This is a genomic window from Streptomyces pseudovenezuelae (genome assembly GCF_001513955.1).
In the GTDB taxonomy this organism is placed as follows: Bacteria; Actinomycetota; Actinomycetes; order Streptomycetales; family Streptomycetaceae; genus Streptomyces; species Streptomyces pseudovenezuelae.
Map to the genome: position 1 here is coordinate 607,473 of NZ_KQ948150.1, position 15,082 is coordinate 622,554.

A 15,082-nucleotide genomic window follows, 5' to 3' on the forward strand; every position below is an offset into this window, starting at 1 on the left:
GTAAATGGATCCGCGTCAGACGGCGAGCGGCCCTGAGCGCTATGTCGTCCGTCGGTGTGAGGCTGCTCGATCCGGGACCCGTCCTGCCCGCGCGGCGGAGCGTCGGATCCCGTGACAGCCGGCTTCTCGCGGCGCAGGATGCAGTTCACCGGCCTGCGGATGCCGCAGGCGCGTCATGGCCCCCTCCCGGCGGCGGACATCGTGACGGGCCCACAGGCGACGAAACCGCTCGCTTTTCAGGCTCAGCTCGCCGACGAGCTGCGTCAGGCGCGGGTCGTCCGCGTCGGCACCGGCTGCTGCGCGCAACTGCGCGACCACACCGGCTGTGACCTGCTCCCAGGCCATGTGCAGCCGCCGCGCGAGGGGATCGGGGGCGCTGGATGCGGCGTCATGGGGAGGCTGTGCGGCGGGCGTAGGCGCGGGCGGCGCGCGCACGGTCGCCGCAGCGGGTGGAGCACCAGTGACGGCGGCCGTGGCGGAGCAGGTAGCGGTTGCAGGGGGCGGAGCCGCAGGCGGTGAGGCGGTCCGCGTCGGAGCCTGTGAGCAGGTCGGCGGCGTCGGCGGCGAGGGTGGCCAGGGCATGGTCGACGATCGCGGTGGTCGGGTGCGGGGTGGCGCGGTAGGGGCCGGTTCTGTCATCCCACTGCAGCAACGGAGCGGTGGGAACGCGGGTCATCGCGTCGTTGACGGCCCTGACCGCGGCGGGGAGGGCAGGCAGTCCTTCGGCGCGGGCGGCGAACAGTGATCTGATCTGTTCGCGCAGCGAGCGCAGTTGCGTCGCGCACATCTCCCGCATGCCGACGTCGACCGGTGCGAGACCACGTTCCGTCAGCCAGTGGTTTGCCTGCGCGGGAGTGCCCAGAAGATCGACCGTGTGCCCGCCCGTCAGCGCGATCGCGCTGTTGGCGAGAGCGAGAGAGAGGTGCTCTTCCTCGCCCTGAGCGGGCGGCAGGCCGGGCTGGTCGATCAAGGGCTCCTTCATATTCCTCATGGTAAGGCTTGCGGGTATCCGTGAGAAGCGGCTACCGTCGTCTCACGGTTAAAAGACATCCATCCGTGAGGTGCTTCATGTCTGCTCGTCCCTCAACGACCACCCCGTTTCCCGTCCGGGTCTTCGGCGGCCCGACCGCCCTCTTCGAGTACGGCGGCCTGCGGTTCCTGACCGATCCGACCTTCGACGCCCCGGGCGACTACGCCCGTCCCGACGGCCGATTCCTCACCAAGACCGCCCCCTCCAGCGGAGCCCCCGCCGATCTCGGCTCCATCGATGTGGTCCTGCTCTCGCACGACGAGCACCCCGACAACCTGGACACCTCCGGCCGGTCCCTCCTTGCCGAGGTCGCGCTCACCCTCACCACCCCCGGCGGCGCAGAACGCCTCAAGAACGGGGCCAAGGGCCTGGCCGACTGGGAATCCATCGAGCTGACCCGCCCCGACGGCGGCACGATCACCGTGACCGGCGTTCCCGCCATCCACGGCCCCGGCCCGCGTGAACAGGTCGAGCCGGTCACCGGGCAGGTCGTCGGCTTCGTCCTGACCGGAGAGGATCTGCCGACCGTCTACGTCAGCGGCGACAACGCGTCCCTCGACGTGGTCAAGGAGATCGCCGAGCGCTTCGCCCCCATTGACACCGCACTCCTCTTCGCCGGTGCCCCCCGCTTCCCCGAACTCTTCGACAACCAGGTGATCGTCCTGAGCAGCGCCCAGGCTGCCGAGGCCGCCCAACTCCTCGGCGCCCGCCGCGTGATTCCCGTCCACTACGACAGCTGGGCCCACTTCACCGAAGGCCGTGACGAGCTGGTCGCCGCCTTCACCGCCGCCGGTCTGGCCGACCGCCTGGACTGGGGTCGGCGCGACTGAGCTCAGGCAAGGCGCCCAACCTGCCCAACTCGGCACTGACCAGGCCGGAGTCCCCGCCGGGGAGGCCGAAGTCGTGACCCTCCCAGAGCACGTCTGGGCGCAATGCGTCCACGTGTCGCCGTGCGGTGGCTCAGGACTGCGCGGTGAGCTGGAAGTCCTGCGCCGCCGAACCGTCGCAGGCCCGCTGGGTGAGCTGGACACTGTTCGTCGCCGCCGCGGCGGCCGTCAGGCATTTGCCGCTGTGCCGGGCGACGAAGTGATAGCGCCCGCTTGTCGCGCGCACCGGCCGCCACTGCTGATTCGTGCCGCCGGAGTAGGCCCACAGCTGCAACGGCGCATTGTCCGCCGTCGAGCGGTCGGTCACGTCGATCACTTGCGCGGGGTTGTTGCGGGCGGTGATCTGCATGTACCCGCTGTCGCTGCTTCGGAACTGGAACTGCTGCGCTGTCGTGCTGTTGCAGGCGTACTGCTGGATGGCCGTCCCGTTCGCGGTGGCGGCCGAACGGGCGTCCACGCACGTGCCGTTGCCGACGTTCTGCACGGTGTACCAGGCGGTCTCCGAGATCTGGTCGCCGGTCGGTGGGGTCGTGGTGCCGCCCCCGCCCAGCCACTTGAGCCCGTCCAGCAGGAACCGGTTCTGGGTGGCGCTGGCGAACGTGGAGGACAGTCGCGTGTTGGTCGTGTAGCTCATCGCGTTGTGGCCGAAGTTCGCGTACAGCATCCTGTACTTCGTGTTGGTCCACAGGATCGGGTAATAGCCGCTGTACCAGGACTGGTCGGGGTCCGTGCCGACCGGGAAACTGCTGGGGTCGATCGAGGCCAGGATCTTGATGTCGGGGTTCTGCCGCAGATCCCTGGACCAGCTGTACCACTCGCTGACCGACGAGGTGAACGTGGCCGGCAGGTTGGCGGTGGCCGGGTTCGTGTGATCCTCCACCTTCAGGGTCACCGCTGTCGGCCCCCACGTGTTGGATGCGAAGTTGCCCGAGCCGAGGAACGTGTTGTGGTACCACGACCAGCTTGCCGCGTCGGTCGTGAACGCCGAGACATGAAAGCCCATGAAGCCACCCCCACCCCTCATGTACGCCTCAAAACCCGACCGTTGGGTGGACGTCTGCGGCAAGTCGTCCAGGAAGAGAACGACTTGGTAGGCGTTGACGCCACCGTTGGCGAGCAGGTCCCAGTTGGTGCTGGCCGTGTAGGTGAAACCGTTGGCCGCCGCCTGCTGCGGGAACCAGGCGTTCGCCTCCTTGTCGAAGTCGATGTGTGCCGCGTCGTAAGTGCCGCTGTAGAGGGCGAGGACCTTGAACGGCGTCGCGGCGCTGTTCGCCTGTGCGACGGGCGGTACGGCCGCGAGGCCCAGCAGCGTGGCCAGCAGGAGCAGGACCCGCAGCAGAGGTCGGATGGAGCCGGATCGGACAGTACTCATTCTCTGGTCGTGCCTTTCCGTGTGATCTACGGGTAGGTGCTCAGCGGGCGACGGCTGCCGCAGTCGGATGGCTTGCCGACGTCCGGCTGCCCGGCACCTGGTGACCGGCCGCCGCCATGAGCGCTCTCGGCAGGGGCGGCGGCGGTCGTGCGTACGTCAGCCGGTGTACCGGGCGAAGATGCTGGTGAACTGCCAGTTGCTCTGGCTCACTCCCGAGCAGGTGTCGTCGTTCGGGTAGGCGCCCGGGCAGGGCCGGTCGCGGTTCGCGGACCAGAACGTCAACCGCGCCAGGTGATGGGCCTGCGCGTAGCCGAGGATGGTCTGGAAGTCGGCGGTGGTGACGGTCTCGTGGTCGTCGGTGATGCCGTTCATCGACGAGATGCCCATGTCGCGGTAGGCCGCGTCGTCGCTGTAGCCGTACGCGTTCTTCAGAGCGGTCTTCAGTCCCTCGGCCGCCCGCTGCGTGAGCGTGCCCATGTTCTGGCCCGCGCCGCCGAAGTCGAACGGCATGATCGTCCAGGCGTCCACCGTCAGCCCGGAGGATGCGGCCCGGTTGATCAGACTCGTGTCGGGGCCGCTCTGCCCGGTGCCGATGGTGACGTACACCTTGATGCCCGGGTTGTTGGCCTTGACAGCCTTGAGCGCGTCCACGGTCCGCTGCTGCACGGTGCCGTTGCTGTACGCGTCGGCCTCCAGGTCGATGTCGATCGCCTTCAGCGAGTAGGCGCTGATGACCTTCTGGTACGCCGCCGCCAGCTCGCCGGCGCTGGAGCAGGAGCTCTCCAGCTTGTTGCCGCTGTAGCCGCCGAAGGACGGGATGACATCGCCGCCGTTCGCCCGCACGGTGTTGATCGTCTGCTGGTCGACTCCGCCCGTCAGCGCCCGGCCGCCGTCCCACTGCGGGTTGCAGTAGCCGTTGCTCAGGACGAACGCCAGCGTGAACCACTTCACGCCCGTCGCGTTCATGACATTCGTTGGGCTGGGTGGATTGCCCCACCCGTTGTAGAGGTACGGTGCCACGGCCATCGGCGCGGAGCTCGGGGGAGTCGTACCGCCGTCGGCGGCGGGCGCGTTCCACTTCTGGTTGGCGGCTCCGGTGCAGGTCCAGAGCTGAGTGCGGGTGCCGTTGGCGGAGGAGCTGCCGGTGACGTCCAGACACTTGCCGGCGGCCGGGTTGACGATGTCCCTCGCGGCGCTGACCGTCCACTTCTGGTTGGCGCCGCCGCTGCAGGTCCAGAGCTGGAGTTGGGCGCCGTTGGCTGTCGAACTTCCGGTGACATCAAGGCACTTGCCGAGGGCCCGGATGGTTCCGTCGGCACCGACCGTCCACTGCTGGGCGGCGGTGCCGTTGCAGTCGTAGACCTGTACGGCCGTACCGTCGACCGCACTCGCACCGGCCACGTCGAGACACTTGCCGGCCAGGCCGGTGATCGTGCCGGTGGCTGCCGAGGCGGAGGGGGCTGCGAGGGTGCCGACGGCGGCGAAGCCGAGCGAGAGGGCGAGCGCGCAGCGCAGGGCGAGGCGTTGCATGGTCAGGGACCTTTCGTCCAATGGTGGGGGTGGACGCCGCCTACGTTGATGGCGGTGAGAGGTGAACACGGATGTTCACGTATGTGTGCATGGGATGCATGCATGGAAGGTCTGTTGGCTGGTGAACTTAAAGGTCTACACCAAAGCCGTCAAGAGATATGACCGGGGAAGTCCGCACGGACGGTACTGAGTTGAGAAGTTGTAGGCGCGGCGGGGATGCGCGACGGGTGAATGCGTTCCGTTGGGAGGTCACGCCGTCCGCGGAGGAGTTGGCGGCCGGCGACCTCTACGAGCACCTGTGTCGGCAGCGCGGGGTGCGTGTCCGGGAGTCCGTGCAGGCGATCGAGCCGACTGTCGTCACCCGTGCCGAAGCGGAACTGCTCGATGTGCCGGAGCTGTCCTGGGCGCTGCTGTTCGAGCGGCTCACGTCGTCTCCGGGTGGCGTCCGAGCTGATGGGGTGGCGCGGTGGCAGCGGGGCCGAGGGTGAGCCAGGCGGGGCTGCGAGGCGGCCCGGCTTGTATGCGGAGCGCTGTGGCCGCGCAGATCGGACCAGCCGGGCCGCATCGGCTTCTGCCTGTATTTGGCGGGTCGTCGACGTGGTCGCCGCTCTATCTGTCGGAGCGGTAGTTAGGTTGCCGCCACGTTCCGTCCCCCCGCCCACCCAGGTGACGCGGTTGCTGCCGAGTTTGCCGCGGTCGGGACGCCCGCCCCACACCCGGGTTTCAGATGGTCAGAATGCGCGTCCAGGCTCGACGCCTGGCGGGAAGCCGTGGATCCCAGGGGCGGTGACGGAGCCGTCCTCGATCAGTGGCGGACAGACGCTCCAGTCGGCGGCGATGCGCATCACCTGATGCTCGGTCGGCATGGCGTCGTGCCAAGCGTCCCATTCGGCGTCTCCCCAGTCCTGCCGGACCTCTTCGCAGCCCACCAGCCCGACGCCGAGCTCTCTTTCGATGGCGGTGGGTTCTCCCAGGCGCAGGGGAACGTCACCGCTCATTCCGATGTAGCAGTAGGCGCGGGTCAATTCACCCAATTCGACTTTGGCCCAGGCGTGGTACTCGCCGATGCGGTCGGTGGCGAAGTACTGAAAGTCCCCGATGCGCGCGGCCAACGCAAGCAGCCAGTCGGGGAAATCCGGGCGCGTGGCATCGGTCTCGTGCGAGAGATGGATCCTGCCGTGGGCGAGTGTCCACTCCGGGACGGGTCTCGCCACGAAGACGCCTTGCTGGTAGGCGAGTTCGGTGCCGGTCTCCCAGTCAATGCACTGTCGGTGCTGCAGGTCGAGGGCGTCGGCCACCTCCTCCGGCCCGGCGTCGCGCACCGCGAGCCATGACGTCTTGAAGCCGAAGGACATGATTGCTCCCACCGTGGTATTCCAGAACCATGCGGGATCTTCGCAGACGGCACTGACAACGACGGTGTCTGCTCGCTGCCGGCTCTCTTCGATGGCGATGGGTCAGCGGACGGCCGCATTGTCGAGCACAGGGGACGGGGTCAGGTAGGGGATGCAATGCGGTCACCTATCCGATATCGACGTCCATTGCCGCCGGCGCCTTGGGATCGGCGACTGGCGCGCGGCCACTCGGCGCAACCCCTTCGACCTACTCAGGAATGACCAGTCCACGCTCGCGCAGCTGAGGCAGACAGATATCGAGGCAGGCTTGTGCCGAGATGGCATCAGTACGCACGAGCAGGTCCTCGTGGAAAGGGCCACCGCTTGCGACGAAGGTCCACGATCTCACTCCGTCACGCATGCGTTCCGCATCCGCCTTGAACAGCACGGTGACTCCCTGCTCGGCCAACGCCGCCATGACACGCACTACGTCGACCACCGTTCCACCCCACCTGCTCGTATAGGCGACTAACGCTACCTGGGCCACGCAGGGCCCGAGTTGACGGCAGACGAGGTCAGCTGTCCGGCTGAAGTTTAGGAGTGAGGCGACGGTGCCGCCGCTCCACCACAAGCTCGGGCGCCACCAGCGTGACGTCCAGCTTTCCTGGATGCCCCGTCAGGTGCCCGCTCGTGAGCGGCTGGCTGATCGTGGACGCGCACCTGTGGCAGTGATCAACGGATGCTCAGCGACACGTGGACACAGCGCGCCCAGTGTCAGCATCAGGGCCCGTGTCGATGGTGAGTGATACCGGTGTCGGCATGCTTCGGACCTGTCCGGCTGACCACTCACCGACGTCACACGGCCCAGGCGAGGATGGGCGCATGAACAACAGTCCCAGCGGAGTACCCACGAAGCTCTACCCGGATCTGGTCGGACCGGGTGGCCTGGTCGAAGCGTTGGCTCGCGCGATGCCTCCGCGCGAGCACTGTGTCGAGCTCCTGACTCCCGTCGAGGGGTTCGATCCTGCGGTCGCTGCGTGCTGCGCCCGTGGGGAGGCGCGGTTCGCCGTGTACGCGACCAACCGCGAGGAACGCGAGTTCCGTTTCGAGATATCAAGCGACACCGGCTGGCCATGGGGTGCCTTCGGGAGCACCCCCGACCTCGCGGTGGTAGCGGCAATCCTGCACGCCTGGTGCGGTGGCGCGTCGATCCACCGACTGCGGAGGGATTGGCCGTTTCTCGCGGATAACCCGCTGGACGCGGCACCGCCGGGGAGAGTGGTGTCGACCGCTTGGCGGCTGACTTTGGAACGCTCGCGGGTGATCCGGCTCGGCGACGCCGAACTGGCCGAGGCTCTGTACGCGCAGCCGACGCTGCGCGTGTTCTTCCCGTTTCCGTCGCACGGCCAGTTCAGCCTGCTGAGCAGCACTGCGGATCCATTCCACGAGGAGGTCCCGCGGGTGAGACCAGCGAGAGACAACTTGTGGGACGTGGTCACACCACCGTCGCGGCAAGCACAGACACATGTGCTCGAAACCCGGCTCACTGCTCGGGAGGCCGCGGCATTGGTGGCCGCGAACGTCCCCGCAGGCAGCGGTCCGGCCATCGAGGGAGGATGGCCGACCGACCCCGCTACTGCCTGACTCAGGCATCGAGCACTCCTGAGCGGGCCAAGCCGGCGCCTCAAGCAGCCGTTCGCGCTTGGGCGGCGTCGGGCCTGGCCGTCAAGCCGAGCTGTGCGCCCGAGCGGTCGGCGAAGGGCTCAGCACTCGCCGCCCCACACCGCGCTGTGCAGGGTGACAGAACCCACGAAGTTGGTGGCGTTGATGTCGCCCGGGTAGTGCAGGCATTCCTTGACATTGCCGCCAGGGGCGGAGACGTCGATCCAGATGTGGTCCGCGCCCGGCCAGGGAACCCCGTTGTTGACGATGGTCATGCCCTGGTTCGAGTGCAGGTCGTACAGGTTCCCCGTCGACTTCCACGTCGGCTGGCCCCAGGCCACGTCGTTGTTCCAGACGCACACGTAGCCCCTGGGACAATCCTCCTGGGCTGCTGAGGCCGCCGGCGCCGAAGCCACAACCGTGGCTGTCGTCATGAGCAGCGCCGCGACGCCCAAGCCCGCCTTCCGGCGAAACCCTGCCTTCACGTCTTCCTCCGTTCGCTCAGTGCCGAGCGGCTGATGCCCGCCGGGCCACTTCCGAGTGGTCAGCGTCGCGCCTTGTCCGAGCTCGTGGTCCCTGACAGACGTCAGGGACCACGAGCTCCCGGGGCCTGCCTATGGTGCGAGGCGAGGAGCACGCACGCCTCTGGTGAACACCCCCACAGCCTCGAAGGGAACGTCATGCGCAAGATGACCGCGGCACTCGCCGCTGCCGGGGCACTCGCCCTCGTGGTCACCGTCTCGCAGAGTGCCGCGGCGGAGGGCCACGGCCGCGGCTGGTACGGCGTGTGGGCCGACGGGGTCTACGTCCGCGACATCAACGCGGGCAACTGCATCGAGTCGCCGAGCACTTCGAACTGCCCTGTCATCGGCCAGATCAACTCATGGGACGAGGTGCTGGTGTACTGCCAGATCCCGGGGCAGTCCGTCGGCGGCAACCCGTACTGGGTGATGGTGTCGCCACGAGGCTGGGACAAGTACGGGATCATGTCCAGCTACTACGTCGAGAACAGCACCAACTGGATCGACGGTGTACCCGGCCCGAGCGGCTGCGTCATCTAGGGATAGCGTCCGCGACCACTCCAACCCCGCCCGAGAGTCCGGTCTGCACGACACCGTTCTTTTGGCAGGCCGACCGCTCAGCGACCCACACGGACAAGCCTGGCCTCGCTTGCGTTCATACGCGTGGTGAATTGAGATCGGCGACGTGTTGCCCTTCTTGTCGATGATCTTGGGCGATAGCGGATGCACCTGGGTGGGGCCGGCCGGTGCACAGCTGCGGTGGCCGTACTGGTTCTCGGCTCCGTCGACTCGTCGTTGCGCTACCGCCTGCCACTTGCATGAGTCTGGCAAGGTAGGCGTTTGAGCCACCAGGTCGCGAGCGGATAGGTAATCGCTGCGGCAATGAGTCCCGTCAGCGCGGTGACTGTGTGCTCGTACTCGGGAAGCAACTGGCTGACAGGCTGGAAGTCCAGCATCTGGGTGCCCCAGAAGGCCGCGAAGGCTGCGAACAGGCCGCCTTCCGACTCTTTGGTCCGCCGCCTCTTGCCCGCCGGAACGTGTGCGGGTGGGCGGCTGAGTTGGCCGTCCGGAGATGGCGCGAAAGCATCGGTCACGCTCCTGTTGTACCGGTCGCCGATCAGCGCGACAAGGGGTGAGCCCCGCCGGTGGAAAAGCCTGCGAGCAACCCCCTCCCAGGCACCGTTCGCCTATGGAGCAACTGACGCCACCTCCCCCGTGGTCTCGCGCGTCGAATGCCGGCTGAGACACCTCCCGGTGGCGACAGCAGGCTCGCAAAGTCCCGCGGGCTCGCTGATGGGGAGGTTCATCCGGGACGAGCCTTGGACGTTCTCTCAGTTGGTGCGGGAGTGCCATTCCCGGGGGCCAGTAGGTGGATCCTCCAGCCGCACGGGACCCGGGGAGTTGGCTTTGTAAGTGGGTTCCGACCCCGCCTGTCGCTAAGGGACGACACCACCTGGTGCTGGCGGAGAGTGATATCGCCATCCGCTGCGGCTGGAAGGGAGCTGGTGACCGTCGGGGGTGGTGCAGTCGGGTTACGAGGTGGCCCCCTGGAGGCCCGCGCGGCTGTCGTCCGAAAGACCGAACATCGGCAGACAGGACGACAGCCCGACGATCGAGACCGGGACATGCTGGTGCATCTCCCAGCGGGCTCGCGTCAGCCTCAGCCGCCGCATGACCACAGGCCGGCCACGCACCACATGCCGCTCCACACCGTCGAGTTCGTAACCGTGTTTCATGGATACGGTGAACGAGGAGGCGTTGTCCTCGAAGGCACCCGACATCGCCTCAAGTGCGTTCAGGCCGGAAAAGGCCAGGTGCAGCACCGCGGCACGCATCTCGGTACCGATCCCTTGCCGCTGGAACCGTGCCCCGAGCCAGGAGGCAGTGCTCACCTCCCGCAGCATGGCAAAATCGCGGGCGGCGATGGTCTGCAGGCCGACGACCTGGCCATTGGCAAAGACAACGAGGTTCAGGGCCCAGTTCTCCGGTGACCAGTTCCCCTTGCGCAACCAGTGGTGCTGCACCACCGAGCGCGCTCGGTCCGCTGGAGGCAGGTCGGTCCAGGGCACGAGGAAGGGCATGCGGTCCGGTTCGTGGATGCCTTCTGCCGCAAGCTCGCCCAACTCGGCCAGCTCATCCTCGTCGGGCAGTCGCAGCTCCAGGCGCGGGGTACTCAGACGCAGTCCCACCAGGGGCCAGTGGTCGATCAGCATGCGTCATTGTCGAAGACGAGAGCAGCCGCGGTCATCTGATTTCCACGCCCAGGCAGACACGGGGTTCGACCTGTGAGCCACCGGCACGGACGGCGACGCACAAGCCCCTGCCGCCGCCGTCGAACAGCTCACGGACCGGGCGGCAAACGTTCACGGTGCGGGCCGCCTCGGCCAGCAGGTCGGCTGCCTTGACCACGGCCGGTGGGGCCGCGTCCGGGTGGACGGTCTCGGGTACGGGCGACACGGGGTACCTCCGGGGGAGGGGAAGCGGTGGGAGCGCCATGCCGTGGAGTGCGGCATCAACCGGCTGAAACGCCACCGGGCGGTGTCGACCAGGTACGACAAACTCGCGGTCCGCTACGAAGCCACCGTGTTGATCGCAGCTCTCAACGAGTGGCTATAACCCGCACAGTCGTGCTTACAGAGTGATCCAGTAGCGGCGCTTGAGGCCCGCGTCAGTGGTGCGGACATCTTCTAGGACACCACCGTTACGTTCGATGCTGCGTGCCGACCCGATGTTGTCGTCGTCGCAAGTGACGAGGACTCGATCCAGGCCGAGCGCACGAGCCCGGGGAAGAACCGCCCCGAGCGCCCACGTTGCCAGGCCGCGCCTCCGGAAGGAGGGCCGGATGCTGTACCCGATGTGCCCGCCGACGTCGAGCAGAAAGGCGTTCAGGTAGTGCCGCAGATCGATGGCTCCGAGGTAGCTGTCGCCCTCGACGATCCACCAATGGGTGGCATGGACGCGCTCTTCTCCCACTGCAACTGACCTGTCCGACTGCTGTTGCAGTCGTTCGACCCACTCCAAAAAGACGGCGGGCCTCTCGAGGTTGGCATCAGGCGCGAGACGCAGACCGGTCCCGTCCTGGTGGGCACCTGGGGGCCATTCGTCACGCGCTGCGAGCCAAGAGGACTGCAGCCGGCCTGTGGGTGCGATCAGTTCAGGCATACGGCCGACGCTAGCAGTCGTTCGTCCCTCGTGATCACAGTTTATGCGCTGGTCGGCACTCACGGCTTCTCGCTGTCATACCGGGTGGGACGTGAGCATCTGCAACCTTGATCCACTTTCGCAACAGGCTCTCGTTCGCTTGACGTCTTCGCGGCCTGCTCACCGTAGGAGGCTCAGAGGCAGCGACCGCTCGCAACCCAGGAGGGCTTCAGATGAAGGCCCCGGCTGGACGGGGGAGACCAGCCGGGGCCGTGGGGGGTGGCGTGCGGAGGGCGGTCGCCTCTCGGCGGGGTGCTCCATGGGGCTTCAGCCGGACGATCGTCCCCATGGGCGGAGGGTGAGGCCCGGGGACACTGTCCCCTCCGCCAGCCACATACAGATGAACGGACAACCACTGTGCAATGTTCCCGCCCGCTGTTTCGGTCACGGTGAGCTGGAGCACAGCCGTCGTCGTGGTCAGCCGGTGAAGTCGGTTGTCAGAGCGCCGAATTCGTCCGAGCGGGAGCAAGCGGATGCCGAGGTCTTCGACCTTCGGCCGCTTGGGCCCCGAGCCTTCCCCGGACACGACCAGGACGGTGTTGCCAGAGCCACCCCCGGAGGGGTGTTGGGCCGCTGGTGCGCTCAGCGGGCCGCTCATAGCGTCGAACTCATGACGGATGCCACGAACGAACAACGTACCGGTGCCACCAGGCGGATGGCGCTGCGCGGGCTGGGGCTCGCGCTCGGGGGCACGGCCCTGGCCGGCGGGCCCGGAGCCTCACGAGCGGCGGCGCAGCCACGTCGCGGCCTCACCACCTATGTGCTGGTGCACGGTACCCACAGCGCGGGCGCATTCTGGATGCCGATCGCGCGGGAGCTGACGCTGCGCGGTCACCGTGTCGTCATGGTGGACCAGCCGCGGCACGGCACGGAGGCTTTCGTTCCGGAGTCGTACCAGCGGCAGGACCTCAAAGCGATGGCGGTCGAGCCCTCGCCGCTGAGGGGCCTCGGGCTGGACGACTACGAGGCGCGTGTCACGGGCGTCGTGCGGCGCGCGGCGCGCAGTGGCCCGGTCGTGCTGGTCGGGCACAGCCTGGGTGGCGTATCGGTCAGCCGTGTCGGCAACGCCGTCCCGCATCTGCTCCACCACATCTGCTACATGGCGGCCTTCTGCCCCAGCCGTGCGTTGCCTACGGCGGATGCCTGCACGGCTGCACCCGAGAACGCCCACGCCGTCAGCCCGGTCGAGCTGATTGTCGGTGACCTGGAGCAGCTCGGGGTGCTGCGGCTGAACTTCCGGACGGGTGACAGCCGCGAACTGGCCCTGTTGAAGGAGATGATCTGCGCGGACTACCCCGACGCCGACTTCCGCCGGATTCTGGCCGGCATGCAGACCGACGAGCCCATCACCGCCTATGCGGGCCGAGCGGTCGGCCGAGCTGACAGCTGGGGACGCATTCCCCGCACCTACTTGCGCTTCGGGAAGCACCGGACGATCGCCACCGCGCTCCAGGACAGGATGGTCGCGGAGGCAGACGCACTCACACCCGACAACCGCTTCCGCGTACGCAACTTTCCCGAGGCATCGCACGTGGGCCCACTGGATCCCGCCGCCGTCACAGAAGCTTTGGACGCACTCGCGGCATAGGTCATCGGTTTGAGCGGGCCGTCCATCGGGAGTCCGCGCCAGTTCACGTGAAGAAGTGGGTCTTCGTGGCGTTCGGGTGCGCGGTGACGTCCGAACCGACCGGGGGAGGCGCGGTGGCCGAACCCGCTGGTCACTGCGCGGACTGGCCGCTTGCCTGAGGAAAGTCGTCGGCCGGGTCATCCATGACACACCCTGCTCAAATGCTGCGGGATCATCTTCCAGCGCACCGAGACCCGGAAGAAGTCACCGGATCCCGGCCGCGAGGCGAAGCTGGACCGGATCGAGGAAGCAAGGGACCCATTGGACCGCTGCCCGGACAGGATCTTCGCCTACGACGACTGCGGCCCGGCCGGGATCCAGCCCACCGCCGTATCCACTGGCTCGCCGCTACTACCGAGGCCGTTGCTCGATCGGCGACCACACACTGTGGGGCTTCAACCGATGAAGGAAGGGTCTCCGGGCCCGAGGCTCGAAGAAAATCCTCCGCGTGGCGGTGCAACGAAATCCGATCCTCATGGACTCCTTCAACCATCTAGGAGGTGTTCATGAGGGATCGGAAAGAGGCTCGGGACGCGGAGTTCCAGAGCTTCGTCGTCGGCCGCTGGCCACGGTTGCTGCGCACGGCTTTCCTGCTCACGGGGGAGCAGCATGCCGCGGAGGACCTGGTCCAGTCGACGCTCGAACGGGCCTATGTGGCCTGGCGCAGGGTCGGCGCGGCCGACGACCCCGACGCGTACGTACGGCGCGTGATGATCAACGTGCACGCCCGCAGGCACCGCAGACGCCTCAAGGAGTTCCTGGCGCCGAAGGAGGACTCGGGCCTCACCCGCGAGCTGCCCGACGCCGACGACCGCATCGCGCGGGCGGACGACCGCGGCGCGCTGCTGACGGTGCTCGCCGCACTGCCCGTGCGCCAGCGGGAGGCGGTGGTCCTGCGGTACTGGGAGGACCTGAGCGAGGCGCAGACGGCGGAGGCCATGGGATGCAGCGTCGGCGCGGTGAAGAGCAACGCGGCGCGGGGGATCGCGAAGCTCCGTGCCCTGCCGGGACTGGCCGAGGCACTCACGAACGGAGGGCGGAAGTGACGAGCGGGGACAGGGAGACGAACCACGACATGACGTACGACGAGGCGCACACGGACATCGCCCTCCTGCTGGCGGACGCGGCGGACGAGGTGGAGGTCGGCGCGGCCCCCTATCAGGCGGTGGTACGCGGAGGGAGGCGCCGCAAGACGCGCCGCTGGGCTGTGGTCGCGGCGGCTGCGGCGGTGATCGCGGGGTCCACGGGGACGACGCTGGCGCTGATGGGAGACACGGGCGGCGGGCACGGGGCGGGGCAGGTGGCCGCGCGGCCCTCGGCGGGGACGGCGAAGCAGAGTCCCGAACGGCGGGTGACGACTCTGGCCAGGGGCACCGACCACGGCAGGAAGTGGAAGGTCGACGCCGTCGTCTGGACCGCGCCGAAGACCACGGAGAAGGCACGCGCCCAGCTCGCCGAGATGGCCCTGAACGGGGAGGAGCCGGTCGCGGTGGAGAAGGCCTCGGACCTGGTGGGCGAGAGCTGGCACTTCGTGCGCCTGACCGCGGGGGGCAAGTCGTCGAAGGTGATCCTGACACTAGTCAGTAAGGACGGCCGGTTCTCGACCAAACTCGAGGCGTACTCGAGGCCGTTGGGCACCGACCGGGACGATGCCCCGCAGCGCCTGGTGATCGGCCAGGTCGCCCGGACCGTCCAGGAGGTCACCTGCACCTGGGACGACGGCACGAAGACCCGGGTGGAACGGGCCGCTGCGGGGGCCGGCGACTTCAAGAACCTGATCCGCGATGTGGACGGCTCCCCGAAGGACTGGTTCGTGTGCCTGGGACCGGACGGAGGGAACTACAAGAAGGCGGAGGTCACGGGGTGAGGTGAGCGATGCGGGCAGGGCGGCGGCAGGGGTCACAACCCCCGCCGCGGC

At 67.9% G+C, this 15,082-nt stretch carries 17 protein-coding genes and 1 pseudogene; 7 read left to right on the plus strand and 11 right to left on the minus strand.

Annotation, left to right across the window (positions count from 1 at the left end; genetic code table 11):
* Positions 1–39: 39 nt before the first annotated feature.
* Both AQI94_RS46275 and AQI94_RS45355 read right to left on the minus strand, forming a co-directional pair.
* Complete coding sequence (locus tag AQI94_RS46275) at positions 40–345, minus strand: MmyB family transcriptional regulator (protein WP_391269708.1); 306 nt, start codon at positions 343–345, stop codon at positions 40–42.
* Between the two features lie 43 nt (positions 346–388).
* Positions 389–982: a CGNR zinc finger domain-containing protein gene (locus AQI94_RS45355; protein WP_037940881.1), complete on the minus strand. Its 594-nt coding sequence runs from the start codon at positions 980–982 to the stop codon at positions 389–391.
* An 86-nt stretch (positions 983–1,068) separates the two neighbouring features.
* Between AQI94_RS45355 and AQI94_RS30650 the strand changes: the two genes are divergently transcribed.
* Positions 1,069–1,860 carry an MBL fold metallo-hydrolase gene (locus tag AQI94_RS30650; RefSeq protein ID WP_031036084.1) on the plus strand — a complete coding sequence of 264 codons (792 nt, stop codon included), beginning with the start codon at positions 1,069–1,071 and terminating at the stop codon, positions 1,858–1,860.
* Between the two features lie 130 nt (positions 1,861–1,990).
* Here the strand turns inward: AQI94_RS30650 and AQI94_RS30655 are convergent, their stop codons facing one another.
* The gene (locus AQI94_RS30655; protein WP_031036081.1) at positions 1,991–3,289 is read right to left on the minus strand and encodes a ThuA domain-containing protein; all 1,299 of its coding nucleotides are present in this window, start codon (positions 3,287–3,289) and stop codon (positions 1,991–1,993) included.
* A gap of 156 nt (positions 3,290–3,445) precedes the next feature.
* On the minus strand, positions 3,446–4,819 hold the full coding sequence (locus AQI94_RS30660; protein ID WP_031036077.1) for a chitinase: 1,374 nt from the start codon (positions 4,817–4,819) through the stop codon (positions 3,446–3,448).
* 239 nt (positions 4,820–5,058) lie between these two features.
* On the opposite strand from AQI94_RS30660, the pseudogene AQI94_RS30665 reads away from it, so the two are divergent.
* A pseudogene (locus tag AQI94_RS30665) lies at positions 5,059–5,298 on the plus strand (UTRA domain-containing protein); the annotation flags it as partial.
* Between the two features lie 252 nt (positions 5,299–5,550).
* Here the strand turns inward: AQI94_RS30665 and AQI94_RS30670 are convergent.
* On the minus strand, positions 5,551–6,174 hold the full coding sequence (locus AQI94_RS30670) for a hypothetical protein (protein WP_037940879.1): 624 nt from the start codon (positions 6,172–6,174) through the stop codon (positions 5,551–5,553).
* Between the two features lie 247 nt (positions 6,175–6,421).
* A complete protein-coding gene (locus tag AQI94_RS30675) occupies positions 6,422–6,652 on the minus strand; it encodes a hypothetical protein (RefSeq protein ID WP_225890299.1) in 231 nt (76 codons plus the stop codon).
* A 383-nt stretch (positions 6,653–7,035) separates the two neighbouring features.
* Here AQI94_RS30675 and AQI94_RS43230 point away from each other — a divergent pair, with 383 nt between their 5' ends.
* Positions 7,036–7,797 (plus strand): DUF6193 family natural product biosynthesis protein, encoded by a 762-nt coding sequence (locus AQI94_RS43230; protein ID WP_051831859.1) that lies wholly within the window; start codon positions 7,036–7,038, stop codon positions 7,795–7,797.
* Between the two features lie 119 nt (positions 7,798–7,916).
* Here the strand turns inward: AQI94_RS43230 and AQI94_RS30685 are convergent, their stop codons facing one another.
* Positions 7,917–8,249: a peptidase inhibitor family I36 protein gene (locus tag AQI94_RS30685; RefSeq protein WP_063760144.1), complete on the minus strand. Its 333-nt coding sequence runs from the start codon at positions 8,247–8,249 to the stop codon at positions 7,917–7,919.
* A 246-nt stretch (positions 8,250–8,495) separates the two neighbouring features.
* Here AQI94_RS30685 and AQI94_RS30690 point away from each other — a divergent pair, with 246 nt between their 5' ends.
* Entirely contained in the window at positions 8,496–8,876 is a 381-nt protein-coding gene (locus AQI94_RS30690; protein WP_031036049.1) for a hypothetical protein, read from the plus strand.
* Between the two features lie 260 nt (positions 8,877–9,136).
* On the opposite strand, the gene AQI94_RS44745 is transcribed toward AQI94_RS30690, so the two are convergent.
* From AQI94_RS44745 to AQI94_RS30710, 4 genes are all read right to left on the minus strand, one after another.
* Entirely contained in the window at positions 9,137–9,430 is a 294-nt protein-coding gene (locus tag AQI94_RS44745; RefSeq protein WP_158806118.1) for a hypothetical protein, read from the minus strand.
* A 438-nt stretch (positions 9,431–9,868) separates the two neighbouring features.
* A complete protein-coding gene (locus AQI94_RS30695; RefSeq protein ID WP_031036046.1) occupies positions 9,869–10,549 on the minus strand; it encodes a GNAT family N-acetyltransferase in 681 nt (226 codons plus the stop codon).
* 31 nt (positions 10,550–10,580) lie between these two features.
* A complete protein-coding gene (locus AQI94_RS45845; protein WP_031036043.1) occupies positions 10,581–10,793 on the minus strand; it encodes a hypothetical protein in 213 nt (70 codons plus the stop codon).
* A 174-nt stretch (positions 10,794–10,967) separates the two neighbouring features.
* Entirely contained in the window at positions 10,968–11,498 is a 531-nt protein-coding gene (locus AQI94_RS30710) for a GNAT family N-acetyltransferase (RefSeq protein WP_031036037.1), read from the minus strand.
* Between the two features lie 694 nt (positions 11,499–12,192).
* Here AQI94_RS30710 and AQI94_RS30715 point away from each other — a divergent pair.
* The 3 genes from AQI94_RS30715 (at position 12,193) to AQI94_RS30725 (ending at position 15,031) form a co-directional block, all read left to right on the plus strand.
* On the plus strand, positions 12,193–13,125 hold the full coding sequence (locus AQI94_RS30715) for an alpha/beta hydrolase (RefSeq protein WP_225890322.1): 933 nt from the start codon (positions 12,193–12,195) through the stop codon (positions 13,123–13,125).
* 545 nt (positions 13,126–13,670) lie between these two features.
* Complete coding sequence (locus AQI94_RS30720; RefSeq protein ID WP_031036031.1) at positions 13,671–14,210, plus strand: SigE family RNA polymerase sigma factor; 540 nt, start codon at positions 13,671–13,673, stop codon at positions 14,208–14,210.
* Positions 14,207–15,031 carry a hypothetical protein gene (locus AQI94_RS30725; RefSeq protein WP_031036028.1) on the plus strand — a complete coding sequence of 275 codons (825 nt, stop codon included), beginning with the start codon at positions 14,207–14,209 and terminating at the stop codon, positions 15,029–15,031. The genes AQI94_RS30720 and AQI94_RS30725 overlap by 4 nt, the downstream gene beginning before the upstream one ends.
* Positions 15,032–15,082: the final 51 nt, after the last annotated feature.

Coding starts and splice junctions, on each gene's coding strand:
- AQI94_RS43230 (WP_051831859.1), top strand. CDS start 7,036: ATGAACAACAGTCCCAGCGGAGTACCCACGAAGCTCTACCCGGATCTG.
- AQI94_RS30715 (WP_225890322.1), top strand. CDS start 12,193: ATGGCGCTGCGCGGGCTGGGGCTCGCGCTCGGGGGCACGGCCCTGGCC.
- AQI94_RS30655 (WP_031036081.1), bottom strand. CDS start 3,289: ATGAGTACTGTCCGATCCGGCTCCATCCGACCTCTGCTGCGGGTCCTG.
- AQI94_RS46275 (WP_391269708.1), bottom strand. CDS start 345: ATGGCCTGGGAGCAGGTCACAGCCGGTGTGGTCGCGCAGTTGCGCGCA.
- AQI94_RS30710 (WP_031036037.1), bottom strand. CDS start 11,498: ATGCCTGAACTGATCGCACCCACAGGCCGGCTGCAGTCCTCTTGGCTC.
- AQI94_RS30695 (WP_031036046.1), bottom strand. CDS start 10,549: ATGCTGATCGACCACTGGCCCCTGGTGGGACTGCGTCTGAGTACCCCG.
- AQI94_RS30660 (WP_031036077.1), bottom strand. CDS start 4,819: ATGCAACGCCTCGCCCTGCGCTGCGCGCTCGCCCTCTCGCTCGGCTTC.
- AQI94_RS45355 (WP_037940881.1), bottom strand. CDS start 982: ATGAAGGAGCCCTTGATCGACCAGCCCGGCCTGCCGCCCGCTCAGGGC.
- AQI94_RS30690 (WP_031036049.1), top strand. CDS start 8,496: ATGCGCAAGATGACCGCGGCACTCGCCGCTGCCGGGGCACTCGCCCTC.
- AQI94_RS30670 (WP_037940879.1), bottom strand. CDS start 6,174: ATGTCCTTCGGCTTCAAGACGTCATGGCTCGCGGTGCGCGACGCCGGG.
- AQI94_RS30720 (WP_031036031.1), top strand. CDS start 13,671: ATGAGGGATCGGAAAGAGGCTCGGGACGCGGAGTTCCAGAGCTTCGTC.
- AQI94_RS30650 (WP_031036084.1), top strand. CDS start 1,069: ATGTCTGCTCGTCCCTCAACGACCACCCCGTTTCCCGTCCGGGTCTTC.
- AQI94_RS30685 (WP_063760144.1), bottom strand. CDS start 8,249: ATGACGACAGCCACGGTTGTGGCTTCGGCGCCGGCGGCCTCAGCAGCC.